Genomic DNA, 16,426 nt, shown 5'->3' on the forward strand with positions numbered 1-16,426 from the left:
TCCGCACAATCTGGGGCAGTTCACTGCCGTCCACGGGATCTTTTTTGTTTTGGGGTTCTTATACGGTGCCCTCGTCCAGGGCCTTGGCCAGGTCGGACAAGGGGTTGGGCTGGTAGTCCTCCACGCCGCCGTTGTCGCAGGCGGCGGCCAGAGCCGGGTCGATGGGCAGCTTGGCCAGGACCTTCAGGCCCAGATCGGCGGCCACCTGCTCTATGTGGCTCTCGCCGAAGATAGCGTGCTCCTTGCCGCAGTCGGGGCACTTGAAGTAGCTGTAATTCTCCACCAGGCCAAGGATGGGGATATTCATCATCTCGGCCATCTTCACCGCCTTGGTGACGATCATGCTCACCAGGTCCTGGGGAGAGGTCACCACGATGACCCCGTCCACGGGCAGGGACTGGAACACGGTGAGGGGCACGTCACCGGTCCCGGGAGGCATATCCACGAACATATAGTCCACGTCGCCCCAGATGACGTCGGTCCAGAACTGCTTCACGGTGCCGGCGATGATGGGGCCTCTCCACACCACGGGGTCGGTCTCGTGCTCGGTGAGGAGGTTGAGGCTCATGAGCTCCACGCCGCCCTTGCTGACGGCGGGATAGATGCCCAGCTCACTGCCGACGGCGTGCTCATGGATGCCGAAGGCGGTGGGGACGCTGGGACCGGTGATGTCGGCGTCCAGCACCGCCACCTTCTTGCCCAGCTTGGCCATGGCGGTGGCCAGGGAGCAGGTGACGGTGGACTTGCCCACGCCACCCTTGCCGCTGACCACGGCGATGACCTTGCCCACGCTGGACAGGCCGTTGACCGGCTCTCTCAGGTCCATGGGGGCGGTGCGCTCTCCGCAGCTCTCGCCGCAGGTGGAACAGTCATGGGTACATTCTGACATGGTGTGTTTTCCTTCTTTCCTTTGTTGTACCCCCGGGTCGGGGGAGGATCAATAGTGATAGCTGCCGCCGCCGATGAACTCACGGATGAGGGAGTCGGCGGGGACCAGGGCGGGGTCCAGGGGCTGGAAATAGCCAAAGGCGTCCACCATGGCCTCCAGCTCGGCCCGGCGCTCATTGTCCGCCGGCACCTCCTTCACCGCCTCCCGCAGGGGAGCGGCGTAGTTGGCAAAGACGGGGACCTCGTAGCGCAGGGAGGAGTCGATGATGACGTTGGCCCGGCCCTTGAAGGGGGAGATGTGGAGTTTCTCGCCCCGGCGCACATTATACCACATGGAAAGCGTCTCCACCAGGTCGGTGCCCCGGAAATTATAGTCCCGGACCGCCCGGCGGGAAATACGCATCCAGGTGCCCTTGAACCGCAGTTCCTCCCCCTCCAGAATGTTGGAGCGGGCGGAGATGTAGAGGGTGGTGGCCTCGGGGTGGCGGCCGGCGATGTCGTCGTTGAGGGCGTGGATGCCCTCAAAAATGGCGATCTCGTTCTTGTCCAGCTTCAGCAGGGTGCCCCGGCTGTCGTTTCTCATCTGCCGGGCGAACTCGAACTTGGGCACCACCACCCACTCCCCACGGGAGAGCTTGGTGAAGGTCTCGTCCAGCAGGTCCATGTCCAGCAGCTTGGGGGACTCGTAGTCGATATCCCCCTCGGCGTTCCGGGGGGCCGTCTTTCGGTTGAGGGTCTTGAAGTAATTGTCCATGGAGATGGTGTGGGTCTGCACCCCCCGCCGCTCCAGCTCCTGCTCCAGCTTCAGGGCGGTGGTGGTCTTGCCCGAGCCGGAAGGCCCCGACAGCAGGACGATGGGGCTCTCCTTCATCCGCTCCAGGATGCGGTCGGCGGCCGACTCCAGCCGCTTCTGGTACACCCCGTCGCACTCCGCCACGAATCCCGCCGGGTCCTCTTTCAGTCGGCGGTTGATCTCCTCTAGCTGATAGGCCACGCGATCTCCTCCTTCTGGGCGATGATGTCGTCGATGTGCTCGATATACTCCTTGGGGAATTTGGGGTTGCTGAGCCGCTTCAGGCTCCCGGCGGCGGGGTCGATGAGCTTGGTCACCCCGCCGGAGCCTAGGGATACAATGGTGTGGAGCTCCTCCATCATGCAGATGTTGTAAAGGCTCTCGGTGCCCGGACGGCACCAGCCCACGTTCTCAAAGCCGCCGGACATGTACTTCTGGCGGTAGAGGTAGTAAGGGACGTACCCGGCAGCGCGCAGGGTCTGCCAGGCGTAGTCAAGCATGGCGGCCACCGCCTCCGGCGTGGGGAGGCCGCTCCCCTCCAGCATGAGCCGGGAGCCCTTTTTGAGGGCCAGGGTGTGGACGGTGATGTTCTCGGGGTCCAGGGCGATGACCCGGTCCAGGGAGTCCCGGAACCCCGCCTCGCTGTCAGCGGGGAGCCCGGCGATGAGGTCCATGTTCCGCACCGGGAAACCCGCCTGGGCCACCAGGTCCCAGGCTTTGAGGATGTCCTCCGGGGTGTGGGAACGGCCGATGGCCCGCAGCACCGCCTCCGACATGGACTGGGGATTCACCGAGATTCGGTCACAGCCGTGCTGTCTGAGGACGGAGAGCTTTTCCGCCGTGATGGTGTCGGGCCGCCCCGCCTCCACGGTGTACTCGGTGCAGCCGGAGAGGTCCACATGCTGCTCCAGGGCGGACATGACCAGGTCCAGCTGCTGGGCGGACAGGGTGGTGGGGGTGCCGCCCCCAAAGTAGACCGAGCGCACCTTCCGCCCGGCCCGCTTCAGCATGGCCCCGGCGGCGGCGATCTCCCGGCACAGGGCCTGGGCATAGGGCTCAAGCATGCTCAGGGTCTTGCCCACGTCGGCGGAGACGAAGGAGCAGTAGGCGCACCGGGTGGGGCAGAAGGGGACCCCCACGTAGAGGGAGAGCTCCTCCGGCTTCAGGCTGTCCCGGACGGCCAGGGTGGCCCGGGCGCAGTCCATGGCCAGCCGCCGCCGGTCGGGGGAGACCCGGTAGAGGTCCCGGAGCTGCCGCTCGGCCTGGGCGGGTGTGAGGCCCTTGGTGATGGCCTTGGTGGGGACCTTCACCGGACGCACCCCGGTGAGGGCACCCCAGGCCGACTCCCGGCCCAGGGCGTCGGTCCCCGCCCGGTAGAAGGCGTTCTTGAGCACCCGCTGGAGCACCCGGTCCCGCTCCAGGCGGTCGTCCTCCCCGGGGTCAGCCGCCCAGGCAAAGCGGCTGTAACGCCGCCCCTCCCAGGTGAGCACGGCGTGGCCGGTGGCCCGTCCCGCCGTCCGGGACAGGGTGAGCACCAGGCTGTCCTCACCCTCCGCGGTTGGCTCGGCCGGATACTCCGGCCGCTGACCTGGGAACAGCATCAGGAGCATCTGCTCGGTGGCGTATTTATAGTCGTGTCCCTTGAGGTAGAGCTTCATAGCATATGATCCAATCTCTTACAGAATGACGGGGGCGGGCTCAGCCCTCCACCGCCGCGCGCATATAGTAGTTCTGCCGCCGCTCGGTCTCCAGGGTGGAGAGGCCCTCATGGCCGGGGCAGACCCGGTAGTCCCCGGGCAGGGCGGCCAGCCGCTTCAGGGAGGCCATGATCTCCTCGTAGCTGCCGCCGGGGAAGTCGGTGCGGCCCATGGAACCACGGAAGAGGGTATCCCCGGTGAAGAGGATGTCCCCGGCCTTCAGCACCACCGAGCCCTTGGAGTGGCCGGGGGTGTGGAGCACGTCCACGGGGATGGAGCCCACCATGACCCGGTCCCCCTCGTCGTAGTAGGTGAGGGCAATGCCGGTGAGGGGCGGGAAAACGGAGGGGCTGGCCCCCTCCACATCCCCCTTGTGGATATAGACGGGGGTGTTGGGGCAGGCCTTTTCCAGGTCGGCCACGCCGCCGGTGTGGTCGAAATGGCCGTGGGTCAGGAGGATGGCGCTCAGGGTGAGGCCGTCGGCCTTCAGCAGCTCCAGGATGCCGGCGGCGTCCCCGCCGGGATCGATGACGGCGCAGACCTTTTCTTTTTCGTCCGCCAGCACGTAGCAGTTGGTGCCGATGGGGGGCACCTGCATGGTCTTGACCAGCATATTCAACACCTCACATTGTATCGGTATCCAGCAGGATGGTGACGGGGCCGTCGTTCACCGAGGCCACCGCCATATCGGCGCCGAACTCCCCGTGCTGGGGCGGGAAGCCCAGGGCTTCACACTGTTTCAAAAACTCCTCGTAGAGGGGGATGGCCAGGTCCGGCTTGGCGGCCCCGGTGAAGCTGGGGCGGCGGGACTTGGTGTCGGCGTAGAGGGTGAACTGGCTCACCACCAGCAGCTCGCCCCCCACGGTGGCCAGGTTCAGGTTCATCTTCTCATTCTCGTCCTCAAAGACCCGCAGGCCCACTACCTTGTCGGCCAGCTTGGCGGCCTGGGCGGGGGTGTCGTTGGGACCGATGCCCAGCAGCACCAGGAAGCCCCGGCCGATGGCGCCGTTGACCTTGCCGTCGATGGTCACCGAGGCGGAGGTCACTCTTGTCACGACTGCTCTCATGGCGTAAAAAACTCCTTTTTATCTGTATACCCGCTTCAGGCCCTTGGCGTAGAGCGGGTCCACCTGGAAGACGGCGATGTCTCCCGGGGCACACTTGATGTTGGTCACGTCCACCAGGGTCTCGATGGCGCCGATCTGGCCGATGACCCAGGCCTTCTGCTCCCCGATGCGGAGGTACCGGCGGCGGCTCCGCCGCCAGGCGCTCAGGAAGGAGAAGAGCCCCGTCTCCCGGGGGCGCTCCACCCCCAGGCCGTTCTGGTAGCCCACCGGCACCACCGCCACCCGGGTGGGCTTTTTCAGCTTGACCAGGGTGCTGTTTCCCACGGTGTGGCCCTTGGGGAGCCAGCGGATCTCCTCGATGGCGGCCTCGCCGGTGCCCACGGTGGTGAGCCGGTCCCCTCGGCTGCGGCGGCACCGGCCCAGGAAGGCTGACCCCACCCGCACCGCGTCCAGCCGGGCAAACTCGTAATTCATGAGGGCGCTGGACCCGGCGGCGTGGACGGTGCCCGTCTCAAACCCGGCGGCGTGGACGGCCTCCACCACCTGCTGGAAGATCGCCAGCTGCTCCGCCGCCTCCCGGCCCTTTTTCCCAGCGGCGTGGATCTGGGTATAGATGCCCGAGAGGGCCACGTTGGGGAGGTACCGGTACATGGACAGGACCTTCTCCGGCTCGGTGGCCAAAAAGCCGCCGTAGCCCATGCCGGTGTCCACCTGGATGTGGGCCTCCACCACGGTGGAGCGGGCCTCGGCCAGGCCGTTGAGGGCCACCCCCGTGTCGTGGGAACCGATGGTGCACACCACATTGAGGTCGATGAGCTCCTCCAGCTCCTCCCGGTCGGTGGTGGAGCGGAGCATGAGAATCTCCTCGTCCACAAAGCCCGCCTTCCGGAGCTGCCGGGCCTCCTCCGGCTCGGACACGGCGAAGCGGCCGATGCCCTCCTCCCGCAGGAGCTTGGCCAGGTCCACCAGCCCGGCGCCGCAGGCGTCCCCGGTGAGGACGGCATAGATGGCGGCACTCCCCGCCTTTTCCTTGATGACCGCCGCATTGCGGCGGATGGCTTCCTTTTCGATCACCAGTGTTTTCACGGCGTCGCCGCCTTTCTCTCGTCTATGGTGTATCGTAGACAACATTATATCAGTCCCCGGCAGAGGCGTCAACGAAAAGCCCTTGCCTTTCCAGGGGAAAACTCCGGCGCTGCGCTTGTATTTCCGGGGAAAAGCTGATAAAATGAAGGGAAAACCGTGAACCGATGGAGGAACCGCCGTGAACCAGAAAACCACCCGCATCTCCCCCGAGGAGATCGCCCGGCAGAAGGACTTCTGCGCCCAGATCCACGCCATGAACGCCGCCCTGCCCGCCCAGCCCCTGGCCTACGTGGACACCTACGGCTGCCAACAGAACGAGGCCGACTCGGAGCGGCTACGGGGCTACCTGAGCGAGATGGGCTACGGCTTCACCGGCGACGAGAACGCCGCCGACGTCATCATCCTCAACACCTGCGCCATCCGGGAGCACGCCGAACAGCGGGTCTTCGGCAACCTGGGGGCCCTGGTCCACGCCAAGCGGAACCACCCGGGGCAGATCATCTGCGTCTGCGGCTGCATGGCCCAGGAAAAGCACGTCTCCGAGCGCATCAAGCAGTCCTTCCGCCACGTGGACCTGGTCTTCGGACCCCACGCCCTGTGGCGGTTCCCCGAGCTTTTGTGGCGCATCCACACCCGGAGAGGCCGCATCTTCGACACCCCCGACGAGGCCGGCTCCATTGCCGAGGGCATCCCCGTCCGCCGGGAGGGAAAGGTGAAGGCCTGGGTGTCCATCATGTACGGCTGCAACAACTTCTGCTCCTACTGTATCGTCCCTTACGTCCGGGGCCGGGAGCGCTCCCGCCAGCCGGAGGACATTCTCTCCGAGGTGCGGGCGCTTGCCGCCGAGGGCTACAAGGACATCACCCTCCTGGGCCAGAACGTGAACTCCTACGGCAAGGACCTGGGCCGGGAGGGGGTGGACTTCGCCTGGCTCCTGGAGCAGGTGAACGCCGTCCCCGGGGACTTCCTCATCCGCTTCATGACCAGCCACCCCAAGGACGCCTCCGAGCGGCTCTTCGACGTGATGGCCAAGTGCGAGAAGGTGGCCCCCCACCTGCACCTGCCCTTCCAGGCGGGCAACGACCGGGTCCTGAAGGCCATGAACCGGGGCTACACCCGGGAGCACTACCTGGGGCTCATCGCCGCCCTGCGGCAGCGCATCCCCGACATCGTCCTCACCAGCGACATCATCGTGGGCTTCCCCGGTGAGACCACCGAGGAATTTGAGGATACCCTGAAGGTGCTGGAGGCCGTCCGCTTCGACGCCCTCTTCACCTTCATCTACTCCCCCCGGGAGGGCACCCCGGCGGCCAAAATGCCCGACCCCATGTCCAAGGAGGAGAAGGCGGCCAACTTCCAGCGGCTGGTGGACCTCCAGAACGCCATCTCCGCCGAGAAGCAGGCGGCCTACGTGGGCAAGACCATGCGCTGCCTGGTGGACGTGCTCAGCGACGACCCACGGCACAACCTCAACGCCCGCACCGCCGGCGGGCGGCTGGTCCACTTCTCCGGGGACGAGTCCCTGCTGGGGCAGTACGTGGACCTGAAGATCACCGACTCCTCCACCTGGGCCCTTTTCGGCGAGCTGGCCTGACGTGGTCCGGCAATGACCTTCCCCCTTCAGGGGGGAAGGTGCCCCGCAGGGGCGGATGAGGGGACGCAGGAAGAAGGAAAACGGCAGATTTTTTATCTCACGCACCCTCATCCGGCGGCTACGCCGCCACCTTCCCCCTGGGAGGGGGAAGGTTTTATCAGGCGCACCCCACAACAAGAGAGATGGTCCTCCAGACAGCGGCACAGACCGTCTTCATGATTTTTACCTTATTTCCAGAGGAGGAATCCCAATGCCCGCCGAAATCACCCCCATGATGAAACAATACCTCCAGATGAAGGCGGAGCACCCGGACTGCATCCTCATGTTCCGGCTGGGGGATTTTTACGAGATGTTCAACGAGGACGCCAAGCTGGTGTCCCAGGAGCTGGACCTGACCCTCACCACCCGGGACCGGAACAAGCCCCCCGAGCAGCGCACCCCCATGTGCGGCGTGCCCTACCACTCGGTGGAGGCCTACCTCTCCCGGCTCATCGCCAAGGGCTACAAGGTGGCCATCTGCGAGCAGATGGAGGACCCCGCCACCGCCAAGGGCCTGGTAGACCGGGACATCATCCGCATCGTTACCCCCGGCACCCTCATCGAGTCCTCCATGCTGGAGGAGGGGAAGAACAACTTCATCGCCGCCGTCTGCCTGGACGGGGAGGCCGCCGGGGTCTGCTTCTGCGACATCTCCACCGGCGAAGTGTCCGCCGCCGCCTTCACCGGGCCGGGCTGGGAGGAGCACCTCACCAACGAGCTGGGCCGGTTCTCCCCCCGGGAGGCCGTGCTGGACGCCGCCGCCTGGGACTGCCAGAGCCTGCGGGACTTCCTGAAGGCCCGGCTGGAGTGCCGGTGTGAGAAGGGGAATGAGGCCGACTTTGCCCCCGACCGGGCCATGGAGCTGTGCCAAAAGCAGTTCCGCTCGGGGCTGGACAGCCTGCCCCCGGAGGGGGAGTACGCCGTCCGGGCCTGCGGCGGCATGCTCACCTACCTCTACGACACCCAAAAGACCGACCTCTCCCACCTCACCGCCTTCCACTACACCGCCGGCGGCGAGTTCATGGAGCTGGACCTCACCGCCCGGCGGAACCTGGAGCTCACCGAGACCCTCCGGGGCAAGGAGAAGAAGGGCTCCCTCCTGTGGGTGCTGGACAAGACCCGCACCGCCATGGGCGGGCGGCTCATCCGCTCCTGGATGGAGCGGCCCCTCCTGTCTCCCGCCCAGATCAACAAGCGGCTGGACGCCGTGGAGGAGCTGGTGGGGGACGCCATCGCCCGCCAGGAGCTCTCCGCCTGCCTCCGGGAGGTCACCGACCTGGAGCGGCTCATCGGCCGCATCGTCTACGGTACCGCCGGCGCCCGGGACCTCACCGCCCTCTCCTCCGGCCTGGGGAAGCTGCCCCGGCTCCGGGAGCTGCTCTCCCCCTTCTCCTCGTCCCTCCTCACCGTCCTCCGGGAGGCCATGGACGACCTGCCCGCCCTCCGGGACAGCCTGGACCGGGCCCTGGTGGAGGAGCCCCCCTTCTCCGTCCGGGAGGGTGGCTTCATCCGGGGGGGCTGGAACGCCGACGTGGACTACCTCCGGGACATCCAGACCAACGGCAAGGGCATGGTGGCCCAGGTGGAGGCCCGGGAAAAGGAGCGCACCGGCATCAAGAGCCTGAAGGTGGGCTACAACAAGGTTTTCGGCTACTACATCGAGGTCTCCAAGTCCTACTACGACCAGGTCCCCGAGGACTACATCCGCAAGCAGACTTTGGTCAACTGTGAGCGCTTCATCACCCAGGAGCTCAAGGAGATGGAGCACACCATCCTCTCCGCCCAGGACAAGCTCACCGCCCTGGAGTACGAGCTCTTCTGCCAGCTCCGGGAGGCCGCCGCCGCCCAGGTGGACGCCGTCCAGCGCACCGCCGCCGCCGTGGCCCAGGTGGACGTGCTCCTCTCCTTCGCCGCCGTGGCCGCCGAGGGCCGCTACTGCAAGCCGGAGGTGGACCTCTCCGACCGTCTGGACATCGTGGAGGGCCGCCACCCGGTGGTGGAAAAGGTACTCAAGGACGCCCTCTTCGTCCCCAACGACGTCCACCTGGACGGAAAGGACAACCTGGTGGCCATCATTACCGGCCCCAACATGGCGGGCAAGTCCACCTACATGCGCCAGACCGCCCTCACGGTGCTCATGGCCCAGATGGGGTCCTTCGTCCCCGCCAAAAGCGCCCGCATCGGCGTGGTGGACCGGGTCTTTACCCGCATCGGCGCCAGCGACGACCTCTCCGCCGGACAGTCCACCTTTATGGTGGAGATGACCGAGGTGGCCGAGCTTCTGAAGAACGCCACCCCCAAGAGCCTCCTCATCCTGGACGAGATCGGCCGGGGCACCTCCACCTACGACGGCATGGCCATCGCCCGGGCGGTGCTGGAGTACTGCGCCGACAAGCGCCGCCTGGGGTGCAAGACCCTCTTCGCCACCCACTACCACGAGCTCACCTGCCTGGAGGGGGAGATCCCCGGGGTGAAGAACTACAACGTGGCCGCCAAGAAGCGGAAGGACGACGTCATCTTCCTGCGCAAGATCGTCCCCGGCCCCGCCGACCAGAGCTACGGCATCGAGGTGGCCTCCCTGGCCGGGGTGCCCGACCGGGTCATCCGCCGGTCCCGGGACATTTTGTCTGAGCTGGAGAGCCAGGGCTGTCCCGCCCCCGCCCCCGTTCAGGCCCCCGCCGACGACCAGGTGTCCTTCCTGGACATGGGGGCAAACCAGGTGGCCCAGCGCCTGCGGCAGACCAACCTGGACACCCTCACCCCCATCGAGGCCCTCAATCTGGTCTATGAGCTCAAGAAGCTGCTGTAAGGACAGTTGATATGATGGATGTGGGGCCCGCCGCCCCCACCATACACCCGAAGGAGGCCCTTCCCATGTACCCCAAACGACAGTGGAAAGCCCGCTTCACCCCGTCGGAGTTCTGCCGGGGCTGGGTGTTTTTTTCCCTCTACCTGCTGGTCTTCCCCCTGCTCATGGGGTGGCTCCAGATGCTGCTGAGCCAGCGCTTCCAATTCTTCCTCCAGGCCCCCGAGTTCAGCCTCATCTACTACTTCCTCCTCCTGTGCGCCACCCTGCTCCTCTTCTGGAACTTCCTGCGCCAGGGCTTTGACATCCTCCTGGACGACCTGCCCGAAAACCTCACCGCCTTCCTGGCCGGTCTGGTGGTGGGCGGCGTCCTCCAGGTCCTTTTTTCCCTCCTCCCCCTGCCGGCGGAGGACCCCAACCCCGCCTCCTACGCCGAATCCTTCTTTCTCGCCCCCGCCGCCACCGTGGCTGTGCTGGTCCTCCTCATGCCCATCATGGAGGAGGTCCTCTTTCGGGGGCTCCTCTTCGGCAGCCTGCGGCGGTACAGCCGGGGGCTGGCCTTCGCCGTGTCCATCCTGGGCTACGACCTTTTCTGCGTCTTTCCCCTGGCATGGACACCCCTAGGAATTGACCCCGCCTGTCTGCTCCTGCTGGTCCGCTACCTCCCCATGAGCGCCGCCCTCACCTGGTGCTACGACAAGGGCGGCTCCATCTGGTCGGCCATCGCCCTCCACATGGCCCTCAACGGCCTGAGCCTGGCCATGGCCCTCCTCTGATCCTCCCCGCAGAAAGCTGGTGAACCTATGCCCCACATTCAAGTTCTGGACAGCCACGTTGCCGACCTCATCGCCGCCGGTGAGGTGGTGGAGCGCCCCGCCTCGGTGGTGAAGGAGCTGCTGGAAAACGCCATCGACGCCGGTGCCCGTGCCGTCACCGTGGAGATCCAGCACGGCGGCATGTCCTACATCCGGGTGACCGACAACGGCTGCGGCATCCCGCCCGCCGACGTGGAGACCGCCTTCCTCCGCCACGCCACCAGCAAGGTGCGCACCGAGCACGACCTGGCCGCCATCGGCACCCTGGGCTTCCGGGGCGAGGCTCTGGCCGCCATCGCCGCCGTGTCCCGGGTGGAGATCCTCACCAGGGCCGACGGCAACGACCTGGGTGTGGCCCTCACCCTGGAGGGCGGCGTGGTCACCGGCAGGGAGGACGCCGGCTGTCCCCAGGGTACCACCATGGTGGTCCGGGACCTCTTCTACAACACCCCCGCCCGGCTCAAGTTCATGAAAAAAGACACCGCCGAGGGGGCCGCCGTCTTTGCCGCCGTCCAGCGGGAGGCCCTGGCCCGGCCGGAGATCTCCTTCAAATTCCTCCGGGACGGCAAGCAGGAGCTCCTCACCCCCGGGGGCGGCAAGCTCCAGTCCGCCCTCTACGCCGTACTGGGTCGGGAACTGGCCCTGGGCATGCTCCCCGTGAAGGGCTCCGGCGAGGACGCCGTCACCGTGGAGGGCTTTGCCTCCCTGCCCGCCTGCTGCCGGGGCTCCCGGAACTACCAGTTTTTCTTTGTGAATGGCCGCTTCATCAAGTCCCGCCTCCTCATGGCGGCTCTGGAGCAGTCCTACCAGAACCAGCGCATGGTGGGCAAGTTCCCCGCCTGCGTCCTCCACCTCACCACCCGGCTCAACGGCGTGGACGTTAACGTTCACCCCGCCAAGACTGAGGTCAAGTTCGTCAGCGAAAAGAAAATTTTCGACGCCGTCTACCACGCCGTGCTGGGGGCGCTGGAGGCCAATGCCAAGCCTCCACAGGCCCACCTGGACGCCCCCAAAAAGCCCGCCGGGCACGACACTGTCACCCCCAATCAGACCTTCCTCAACCTGTCGTCGGAGGAGTACCGCCGCGCCGTCCAGACCCGGAGCCAGCCCAAGACCTGGGCGCCAGCCCGGCCCAAAACAGAGGTTCCCCGGCAGGAGACGGTCCGGCCGGTGCGGCAGGCGGGAGGGGTGCCCCTCCACGACTTTGCCCGGCCCACCTTTCCAACACCCGCCCCGGTAAAGTCCAGGCAGGAACCGGAACCGGTGAAAGAGAAGGACGTGCCCACGGCAGTGCCTACACCGGAGCCGGAGACGGTCCCCACATCCGTGGCCGTTGCCGAACCGGAGCCGGTGGCCGAGCCCGTCCCGGCCACGGTGAAAACAAAGCCCCAAATCACCCAGCCGGAACCCGCCCCTCAGCCGGAGCCCGAACCGGAACCCCAGCCGGAACCGGAGCCCTGGACCGTCCGGGGCGAGCTCTTCCAGACCTACGTTCTGGTGGAGCAGGGGGAGAAGGCCTTTTTCATCGACAAGCACGCCGCCCACGAGCGGATGAATTTCGACAAGCTGAAGGCGGCGGGGTATACCCCCATGGTGCAGCTGCTCCTGACGCCGGTGGTGTTCACCCCCGCCCCGGAGGAGTATGCCGCCCTGCTGGAGCACACCGACGAGCTGGAGCGGTTCGGCTTCTCCTGCGAGGACTTCGGCGGCGGGGCGGTGGTGGTCCGCCAGTGCCCCGACTACGTGGACGCCGGGGAGGTGGAGGCCACCCTCCTGGAGCTGGCCGGGAACCTGCTGTCCGCCCGGCGGACCGACCCCGACGGGGTGCGGGACCACCTGCTGGCCACCATGGCCTGCAAGGCCGCCATCAAGGGCGGCCAGAAGAACGGCCCCGCCGAGCTGGAGCGGGTGGCCGAAGCCGTCATGTCGGGGAAGGTCAAATACTGTCCCCACGGCCGCCCCGTGGCCATCGAGCTCACCCGAAATCAGCTGGAAAAGCTCTTCAAGCGGGCGTGAGGGTTTACGAAACGCCCCCTCATCCGTCATTTGCTCCGCAAATGCCACCTTCCCCCCTCAGGGGGAAGGTTTTACAGGCAGCACTTTCTCTTACCTTCCCCCTTCAAGGGGGAAGGTGGCCCGCAGGGCCGGATGAGGGTGCGTCTCGGAAGTAGTTTGGCGCAAATCAGGGGCCCCGGGAAAGCGCGCAGCGCTTTTCTGGGGAGAGGAGGGGCAAGGGAGCGAAGCGAGACGCGGCCGTCAGGCCGGGGTGAGCGGTGCGGACTTTGCTCCGACGACGTCGCACCCCACAACAAGAGCGGACGCGTGACACCCCACCCCATCACCCCGAAAGGAGGTCTCCATGGAACATCAACCCAAGCTGCTGGTCATCTGCGGCCCCACGGCCTCGGGCAAAACCGCCCTGGGTGTGGCTCTGGCCCAGACCCTGGGCGGCGAGGTGGTCTCCGCCGACTCCATGCAGATCTACCGGGGCATGGACATTGGCACCGCCAAGCCCACCAGAGAGGAGATGGGGGGCATCCCCCACCACATGCTGGACGTGGCCGACCCGGCGGAGGACTACTCCGTGGCACGGTACGTCCACGACGCCGACGCCTGCGTCCGGGACATCCTCGCCCGGGGAAAGCTCCCCATCGTGGTGGGGGGCACCGGCCTCTACATCGACAACCTCATCGCCGGCCGGGACTTCGCCCCCTTCACCGGCGCCTGGCGGGAAAAGCTCCAGGCCCGGGCCAGGGAGGAGGGCCTGCCCGCCCTCCACGAAGAGCTCCGGCGTATCGACCCGGACCGGGCGGAGCGGCTCCATCCAAACGACGAAAAACGCATCCTCCGTGCCCTGGAGGTGTGGTACGAGACGGGGGAGACCATCACCGCCCACGATGAGCGGACCCGGAGCCTCCCCCCCAAATACGACGCCCTGCGGGTGTGCCTTCAGTTCTCCCAGCGGGAGGACATGTGGGACCGCATCGACCGCCGGGTGGATCTGATGATGGAGGCGGGTCTGGAGGAGGAGGTCCGCAGCCTCCTCACCTCCGGCGTGCCCCCCACCGCCACTTCCATGCAGGCCATCGGCTACAAGGAGTTCGCCGCCGCCATCCGGGGCGAGGAGCCCATCGCCCAGGCGGTGGCCGAGGTCAAGCTCCGCTCCCGGCAGTACGCCAAGCGGCAGCTCACCTGGTTCCGCCGCACCCCGGACATCCGGTGGCTCACCTGGGAAAATACCCCAGACCTGGCCCTGGGCCGACAGAAAGTGACAGCATATATGGAAGAATTTGGTATATGATGGGTACATTCCAACAGAAAGAGGAGTGTACATACCATGCAGACCAGATTCAACCTTCAGGACACCTTTCTCACCCGGGCCCGCCGCAGCCGGATGGGGGTGACGCTCTTCCTCATGAACGGCTACCAGCTCCGGGGCGTCATCACCGGCTTTGACTCCTTCGTGGTGGTCCTCATGACCGACAGCAAGCAGCAGATCATTTACAAGCACGCCATTTCCACCATCGTCCCGGAGCGGGCGGTGCCCCTGGAGGGGGAGACGGCCCAGGAGGGCTGACCGTCCGGCGGGGGAGGGAATGGGCAGAAATCGAGGATCTTGACCTATGAAACAGGGTACCGTCATCACCCGCATCATGATCGTTCTCATGTTCTTCATGGTGTGTGCCTATCTTCTCTTCTCCGTTCTCCGCAGCCTGGATGACCGGACCTACACCGTGACCACCTATGCCCACACGGTGGACGACGCCGTGGAGGCCACCGGACTGCTCATCCGGGCGGAGACGGTGGTCACCGGCCAGACCGCCGCCATCGTGGACGTGCTCCCCGACCAGGGGGAGAAGGTCCGCGCCGGGGCGGCCGTGGCCTACCTCTACCAGGACGAGAGCGCCCTGGACCGCCGCCGGGAGCTGCGCACCCTGACCCTGGAGCAGGAGCAGCTCAAATACGCCCTCCAGGGCCAGGACGGCACCGACGCCAGCCGCCTGGACCAGAGCATCGTGGACGCCATGGTGGGCCTGCGGACCTCCGCCGCCTACGGCGACCTCACCAGCCTGGAGGAGCAGTCCCTGTCCTTCAAGAGCCTGGTCATCCGCCACGGCTACGCCAGCGACGCCGGGGTGGACGAGCTCTCCGCCGCCATCACCGCCCTGGACGCCCAGATCCAGGCCCTCCAGAGCGCCTCCGCCCTGGACACCACCACCGTATACGCCCCCTGCGCCGGCACCTTCTCCGCCATGGCCGACGGCTACGAGTCTACCCTCTACCCCGACATGCTGGAGACCCTCACCGCCGCCAGCTTCAAGCAGCTCATGGCCCCGGACCCCACCGCCCCCGCCGGCGCCGTGGGCAAGCTCATCACCGACTCCAAGTGGTACCTGGCCACCACCGTCTCCCCGGAGGTGGCCGAGCGGCTGGTGGTTGGCCGGTCTGTAACCGTGCGCTTCTCCCGGGACTGGTCGGGCGAGGTCTCCATGAAGATCGAGCGGGTGGACAAGGCCGCCGACGGCGCTTGTCTGGTGATCCTCTCCTCCACCCGGAACCTGGCCGACACCAGCATGCTGCGCAAGCAGACGGTGGACATCGTCTTCAACAGCCTGGACGGCATCCGGGTGCCCAAGAAGGCGGTGCGCACCGAGAACCGTGAGGTCACCGATCCGGAGACCGGGGAGACCACCACCAAGCAGGTCATCGGCGTCTACGTCCTCACCGCCGCCCAGGCCGAGTTCAAGGCGGTGGAGATCCTGGCCGACGACGGCGACTACTACCTGGTCCAGGCCGTGCTCCCCGACGTGCCCACCGACAACCAGCTCAAGACCGCCTTCCGCGCCGGAGACCAGGTCATCGTCTCCTCGGACGAGCTCTACGACGGCAAGGTTATGACCAAATGATCCCAGAGAAAGACAGGAGGGAATCCACCATGTCACTGGAAGAAAATATTGCCCGGGTAAAGGCCAATATGGCCCGGGCCGCCCTGGAGGCCGGCCGGGACCCGGCGGAGATCACCCTGGTGGCCGCCACCAAGGTCCAGACCTCGGACACCATCCGGGCGGCCATCGCCGCCGGCATCACCATCTGCGGCGAGAACCGGGTCCAGGAGCTCACCGCTCACCTGGACGACTACGCCTACGACGGCGCCAAGATCCACTTTATCGGCCATTTGCAGACCAACAAGGTCCGGTTTGTGGTGGGCCGGGTGGACCTCATCGAGTCGGTGGACTCCCCCCGGCTCCTGGAGGCCATCGAGCGCCAGGCCGAAAAGCTCAATCTGGTCCAGGACGTCCTGCTGGAGGTCAACATCGGCCGGGAGGAGAGCAAGGGGGGCTGTCTCCCCGAGGATCTGCCCGCCCTGGCCCGCCAGGCCATGGACCTGCCCCACGTGCGTCTCCGCGGCCTTATGGCCATTCCCCCTGTGGCCGCCGAACCCGGCGCAAACCGGAGATTTTTTGCCGCTACCCGGCAGCTTTATGTTGACATAAGACGTCAAATAGGGGATAATGACACTGATATAGACTGTCTGTCCATGGGTATGAGCGGCGATTATGAGGACGCCATCCGGGAAGGCGCCACCCTGGTGCGGGTGGGGACCGCCCTCTTTGGTCCCCGGCCCCCCATGCACCCCTGA

The 16,426-nt window shown here is 66.4% G+C and carries 14 protein-coding genes; 8 read left to right on the forward strand and 6 right to left on the reverse strand.

Annotated elements, in window-relative coordinates:
* Nucleotides 1-58: 58 nt before the first annotated feature.
* From E0E29_RS04140 to E0E29_RS04165, 6 genes are read right to left on the reverse strand one after another with little or no spacing between them, the layout of a single operon-like run.
* Complete coding sequence (locus E0E29_RS04140; protein WP_130848758.1) at nt 59-889, reverse strand: Mrp/NBP35 family ATP-binding protein; 831 nt, start codon at nt 887-889, stop codon at nt 59-61.
* A gap of 48 nt (nt 890-937) precedes the next feature.
* Nucleotides 938-1,882 (reverse strand): uridine kinase family protein, encoded by a 945-nt coding sequence (locus E0E29_RS04145; protein ID WP_130848759.1) that lies wholly within the window; start codon nt 1,880-1,882, stop codon nt 938-940.
* Nucleotides 1,867-3,339: a coproporphyrinogen dehydrogenase HemZ gene (gene hemZ / locus E0E29_RS04150; protein WP_130848760.1), complete on the reverse strand. Its 1,473-nt coding sequence runs from the start codon at nt 3,337-3,339 to the stop codon at nt 1,867-1,869. The genes E0E29_RS04145 and hemZ overlap by 16 nt, the downstream gene beginning before the upstream one ends.
* Nucleotides 3,340-3,379: 40 nt before the next feature.
* Nucleotides 3,380-3,991, reverse strand: a complete 612-nt coding sequence (locus tag E0E29_RS04155) for an MBL fold metallo-hydrolase (RefSeq protein WP_130848761.1) — start codon at nt 3,989-3,991, stop codon at nt 3,380-3,382.
* Between the two features lie 10 nt (nt 3,992-4,001).
* Nucleotides 4,002-4,445, reverse strand: a complete 444-nt coding sequence (dtd, locus tag E0E29_RS04160) for a D-aminoacyl-tRNA deacylase (RefSeq protein WP_130848762.1) — start codon at nt 4,443-4,445, stop codon at nt 4,002-4,004.
* 18 nt (nt 4,446-4,463) lie between these two features.
* Complete coding sequence (locus E0E29_RS04165; protein WP_130848763.1) at nt 4,464-5,531, reverse strand: alanine racemase; 1,068 nt, start codon at nt 5,529-5,531, stop codon at nt 4,464-4,466.
* 178 nt (nt 5,532-5,709) lie between these two features.
* On the opposite strand from E0E29_RS04165, the gene miaB reads away from it, so the two are divergent.
* The 8 genes from miaB to E0E29_RS04205 all read left to right on the forward strand — a co-directional run bounded on the left by miaB (nt 5,710) and on the right by E0E29_RS04205 (nt 16,426).
* Complete coding sequence (gene miaB, locus E0E29_RS04170; RefSeq protein WP_130848764.1) at nt 5,710-7,125, forward strand: tRNA (N6-isopentenyl adenosine(37)-C2)-methylthiotransferase MiaB; 1,416 nt, start codon at nt 5,710-5,712, stop codon at nt 7,123-7,125.
* Nucleotides 7,126-7,375: 250 nt separating this feature from the next.
* The gene (mutS, locus tag E0E29_RS04175) at nt 7,376-9,973 is read left to right on the forward strand and encodes a DNA mismatch repair protein MutS (RefSeq protein ID WP_130848765.1); all 2,598 of its coding nucleotides are present in this window, start codon (nt 7,376-7,378) and stop codon (nt 9,971-9,973) included.
* 65 nt (nt 9,974-10,038) lie between these two features.
* Nucleotides 10,039-10,746 carry a CPBP family intramembrane glutamic endopeptidase gene (locus E0E29_RS04180; protein ID WP_130848766.1) on the forward strand — a complete coding sequence of 236 codons (708 nt, stop codon included), beginning with the start codon at nt 10,039-10,041 and terminating at the stop codon, nt 10,744-10,746.
* 27 nt (nt 10,747-10,773) lie between these two features.
* Complete coding sequence (mutL, locus tag E0E29_RS04185) at nt 10,774-12,801, forward strand: DNA mismatch repair endonuclease MutL (RefSeq protein ID WP_130848767.1); 2,028 nt, start codon at nt 10,774-10,776, stop codon at nt 12,799-12,801.
* Nucleotides 12,802-13,144: 343 nt separating this feature from the next.
* The gene (miaA, locus tag E0E29_RS04190; RefSeq protein ID WP_130848768.1) at nt 13,145-14,086 is read left to right on the forward strand and encodes a tRNA (adenosine(37)-N6)-dimethylallyltransferase MiaA; all 942 of its coding nucleotides are present in this window, start codon (nt 13,145-13,147) and stop codon (nt 14,084-14,086) included.
* A gap of 36 nt (nt 14,087-14,122) precedes the next feature.
* A complete protein-coding gene (gene hfq, locus E0E29_RS04195) occupies nt 14,123-14,362 on the forward strand; it encodes an RNA chaperone Hfq (RefSeq protein WP_130848769.1) in 240 nt (79 codons plus the stop codon).
* 46 nt (nt 14,363-14,408) lie between these two features.
* Nucleotides 14,409-15,692 carry a biotin/lipoyl attachment domain-containing protein gene (locus E0E29_RS04200; RefSeq protein ID WP_130848770.1) on the forward strand — a complete coding sequence of 428 codons (1,284 nt, stop codon included), beginning with the start codon at nt 14,409-14,411 and terminating at the stop codon, nt 15,690-15,692.
* 29 nt (nt 15,693-15,721) lie between these two features.
* Complete coding sequence (locus tag E0E29_RS04205; RefSeq protein WP_130848771.1) at nt 15,722-16,426, forward strand: YggS family pyridoxal phosphate-dependent enzyme; 705 nt, start codon at nt 15,722-15,724, stop codon at nt 16,424-16,426.

The organism is Intestinimonas timonensis (assembly GCF_900626145.1).
Lineage (GTDB): Bacteria > Bacillota > Clostridia > Oscillospirales > Oscillospiraceae > Intestinimonas > Intestinimonas aquisgranensis.

Excerpts from the sequence above, each read along its gene's own strand:
- mutL (WP_130848767.1), top strand. The coding sequence starts at position 10,774 with ATGCCCCACATTCAAGTTCTGGACAGCCACGTTGCCGACCTCATCGCC.
- E0E29_RS04200 (WP_130848770.1), top strand. The coding sequence starts at position 14,409 with ATGAAACAGGGTACCGTCATCACCCGCATCATGATCGTTCTCATGTTC.
- E0E29_RS04155 (WP_130848761.1), bottom strand. The coding sequence starts at position 3,991 with ATGCTGGTCAAGACCATGCAGGTGCCCCCCATCGGCACCAACTGCTAC.
- E0E29_RS04140 (WP_130848758.1), bottom strand. The coding sequence starts at position 889 with ATGTCAGAATGTACCCATGACTGTTCCACCTGCGGCGAGAGCTGCGGA.
- dtd (WP_130848762.1), bottom strand. The coding sequence starts at position 4,445 with ATGAGAGCAGTCGTGACAAGAGTGACCTCCGCCTCGGTGACCATCGAC.
- E0E29_RS04205 (WP_130848771.1), top strand. The coding sequence starts at position 15,722 with ATGTCACTGGAAGAAAATATTGCCCGGGTAAAGGCCAATATGGCCCGG.
- hemZ (WP_130848760.1), bottom strand. The coding sequence starts at position 3,339 with ATGAAGCTCTACCTCAAGGGACACGACTATAAATACGCCACCGAGCAG.
- mutS (WP_130848765.1), top strand. The coding sequence starts at position 7,376 with ATGCCCGCCGAAATCACCCCCATGATGAAACAATACCTCCAGATGAAG.
- E0E29_RS04180 (WP_130848766.1), top strand. The coding sequence starts at position 10,039 with ATGTACCCCAAACGACAGTGGAAAGCCCGCTTCACCCCGTCGGAGTTC.
- hfq (WP_130848769.1), top strand. The coding sequence starts at position 14,123 with ATGCAGACCAGATTCAACCTTCAGGACACCTTTCTCACCCGGGCCCGC.
- miaA (WP_130848768.1), top strand. The coding sequence starts at position 13,145 with ATGGAACATCAACCCAAGCTGCTGGTCATCTGCGGCCCCACGGCCTCG.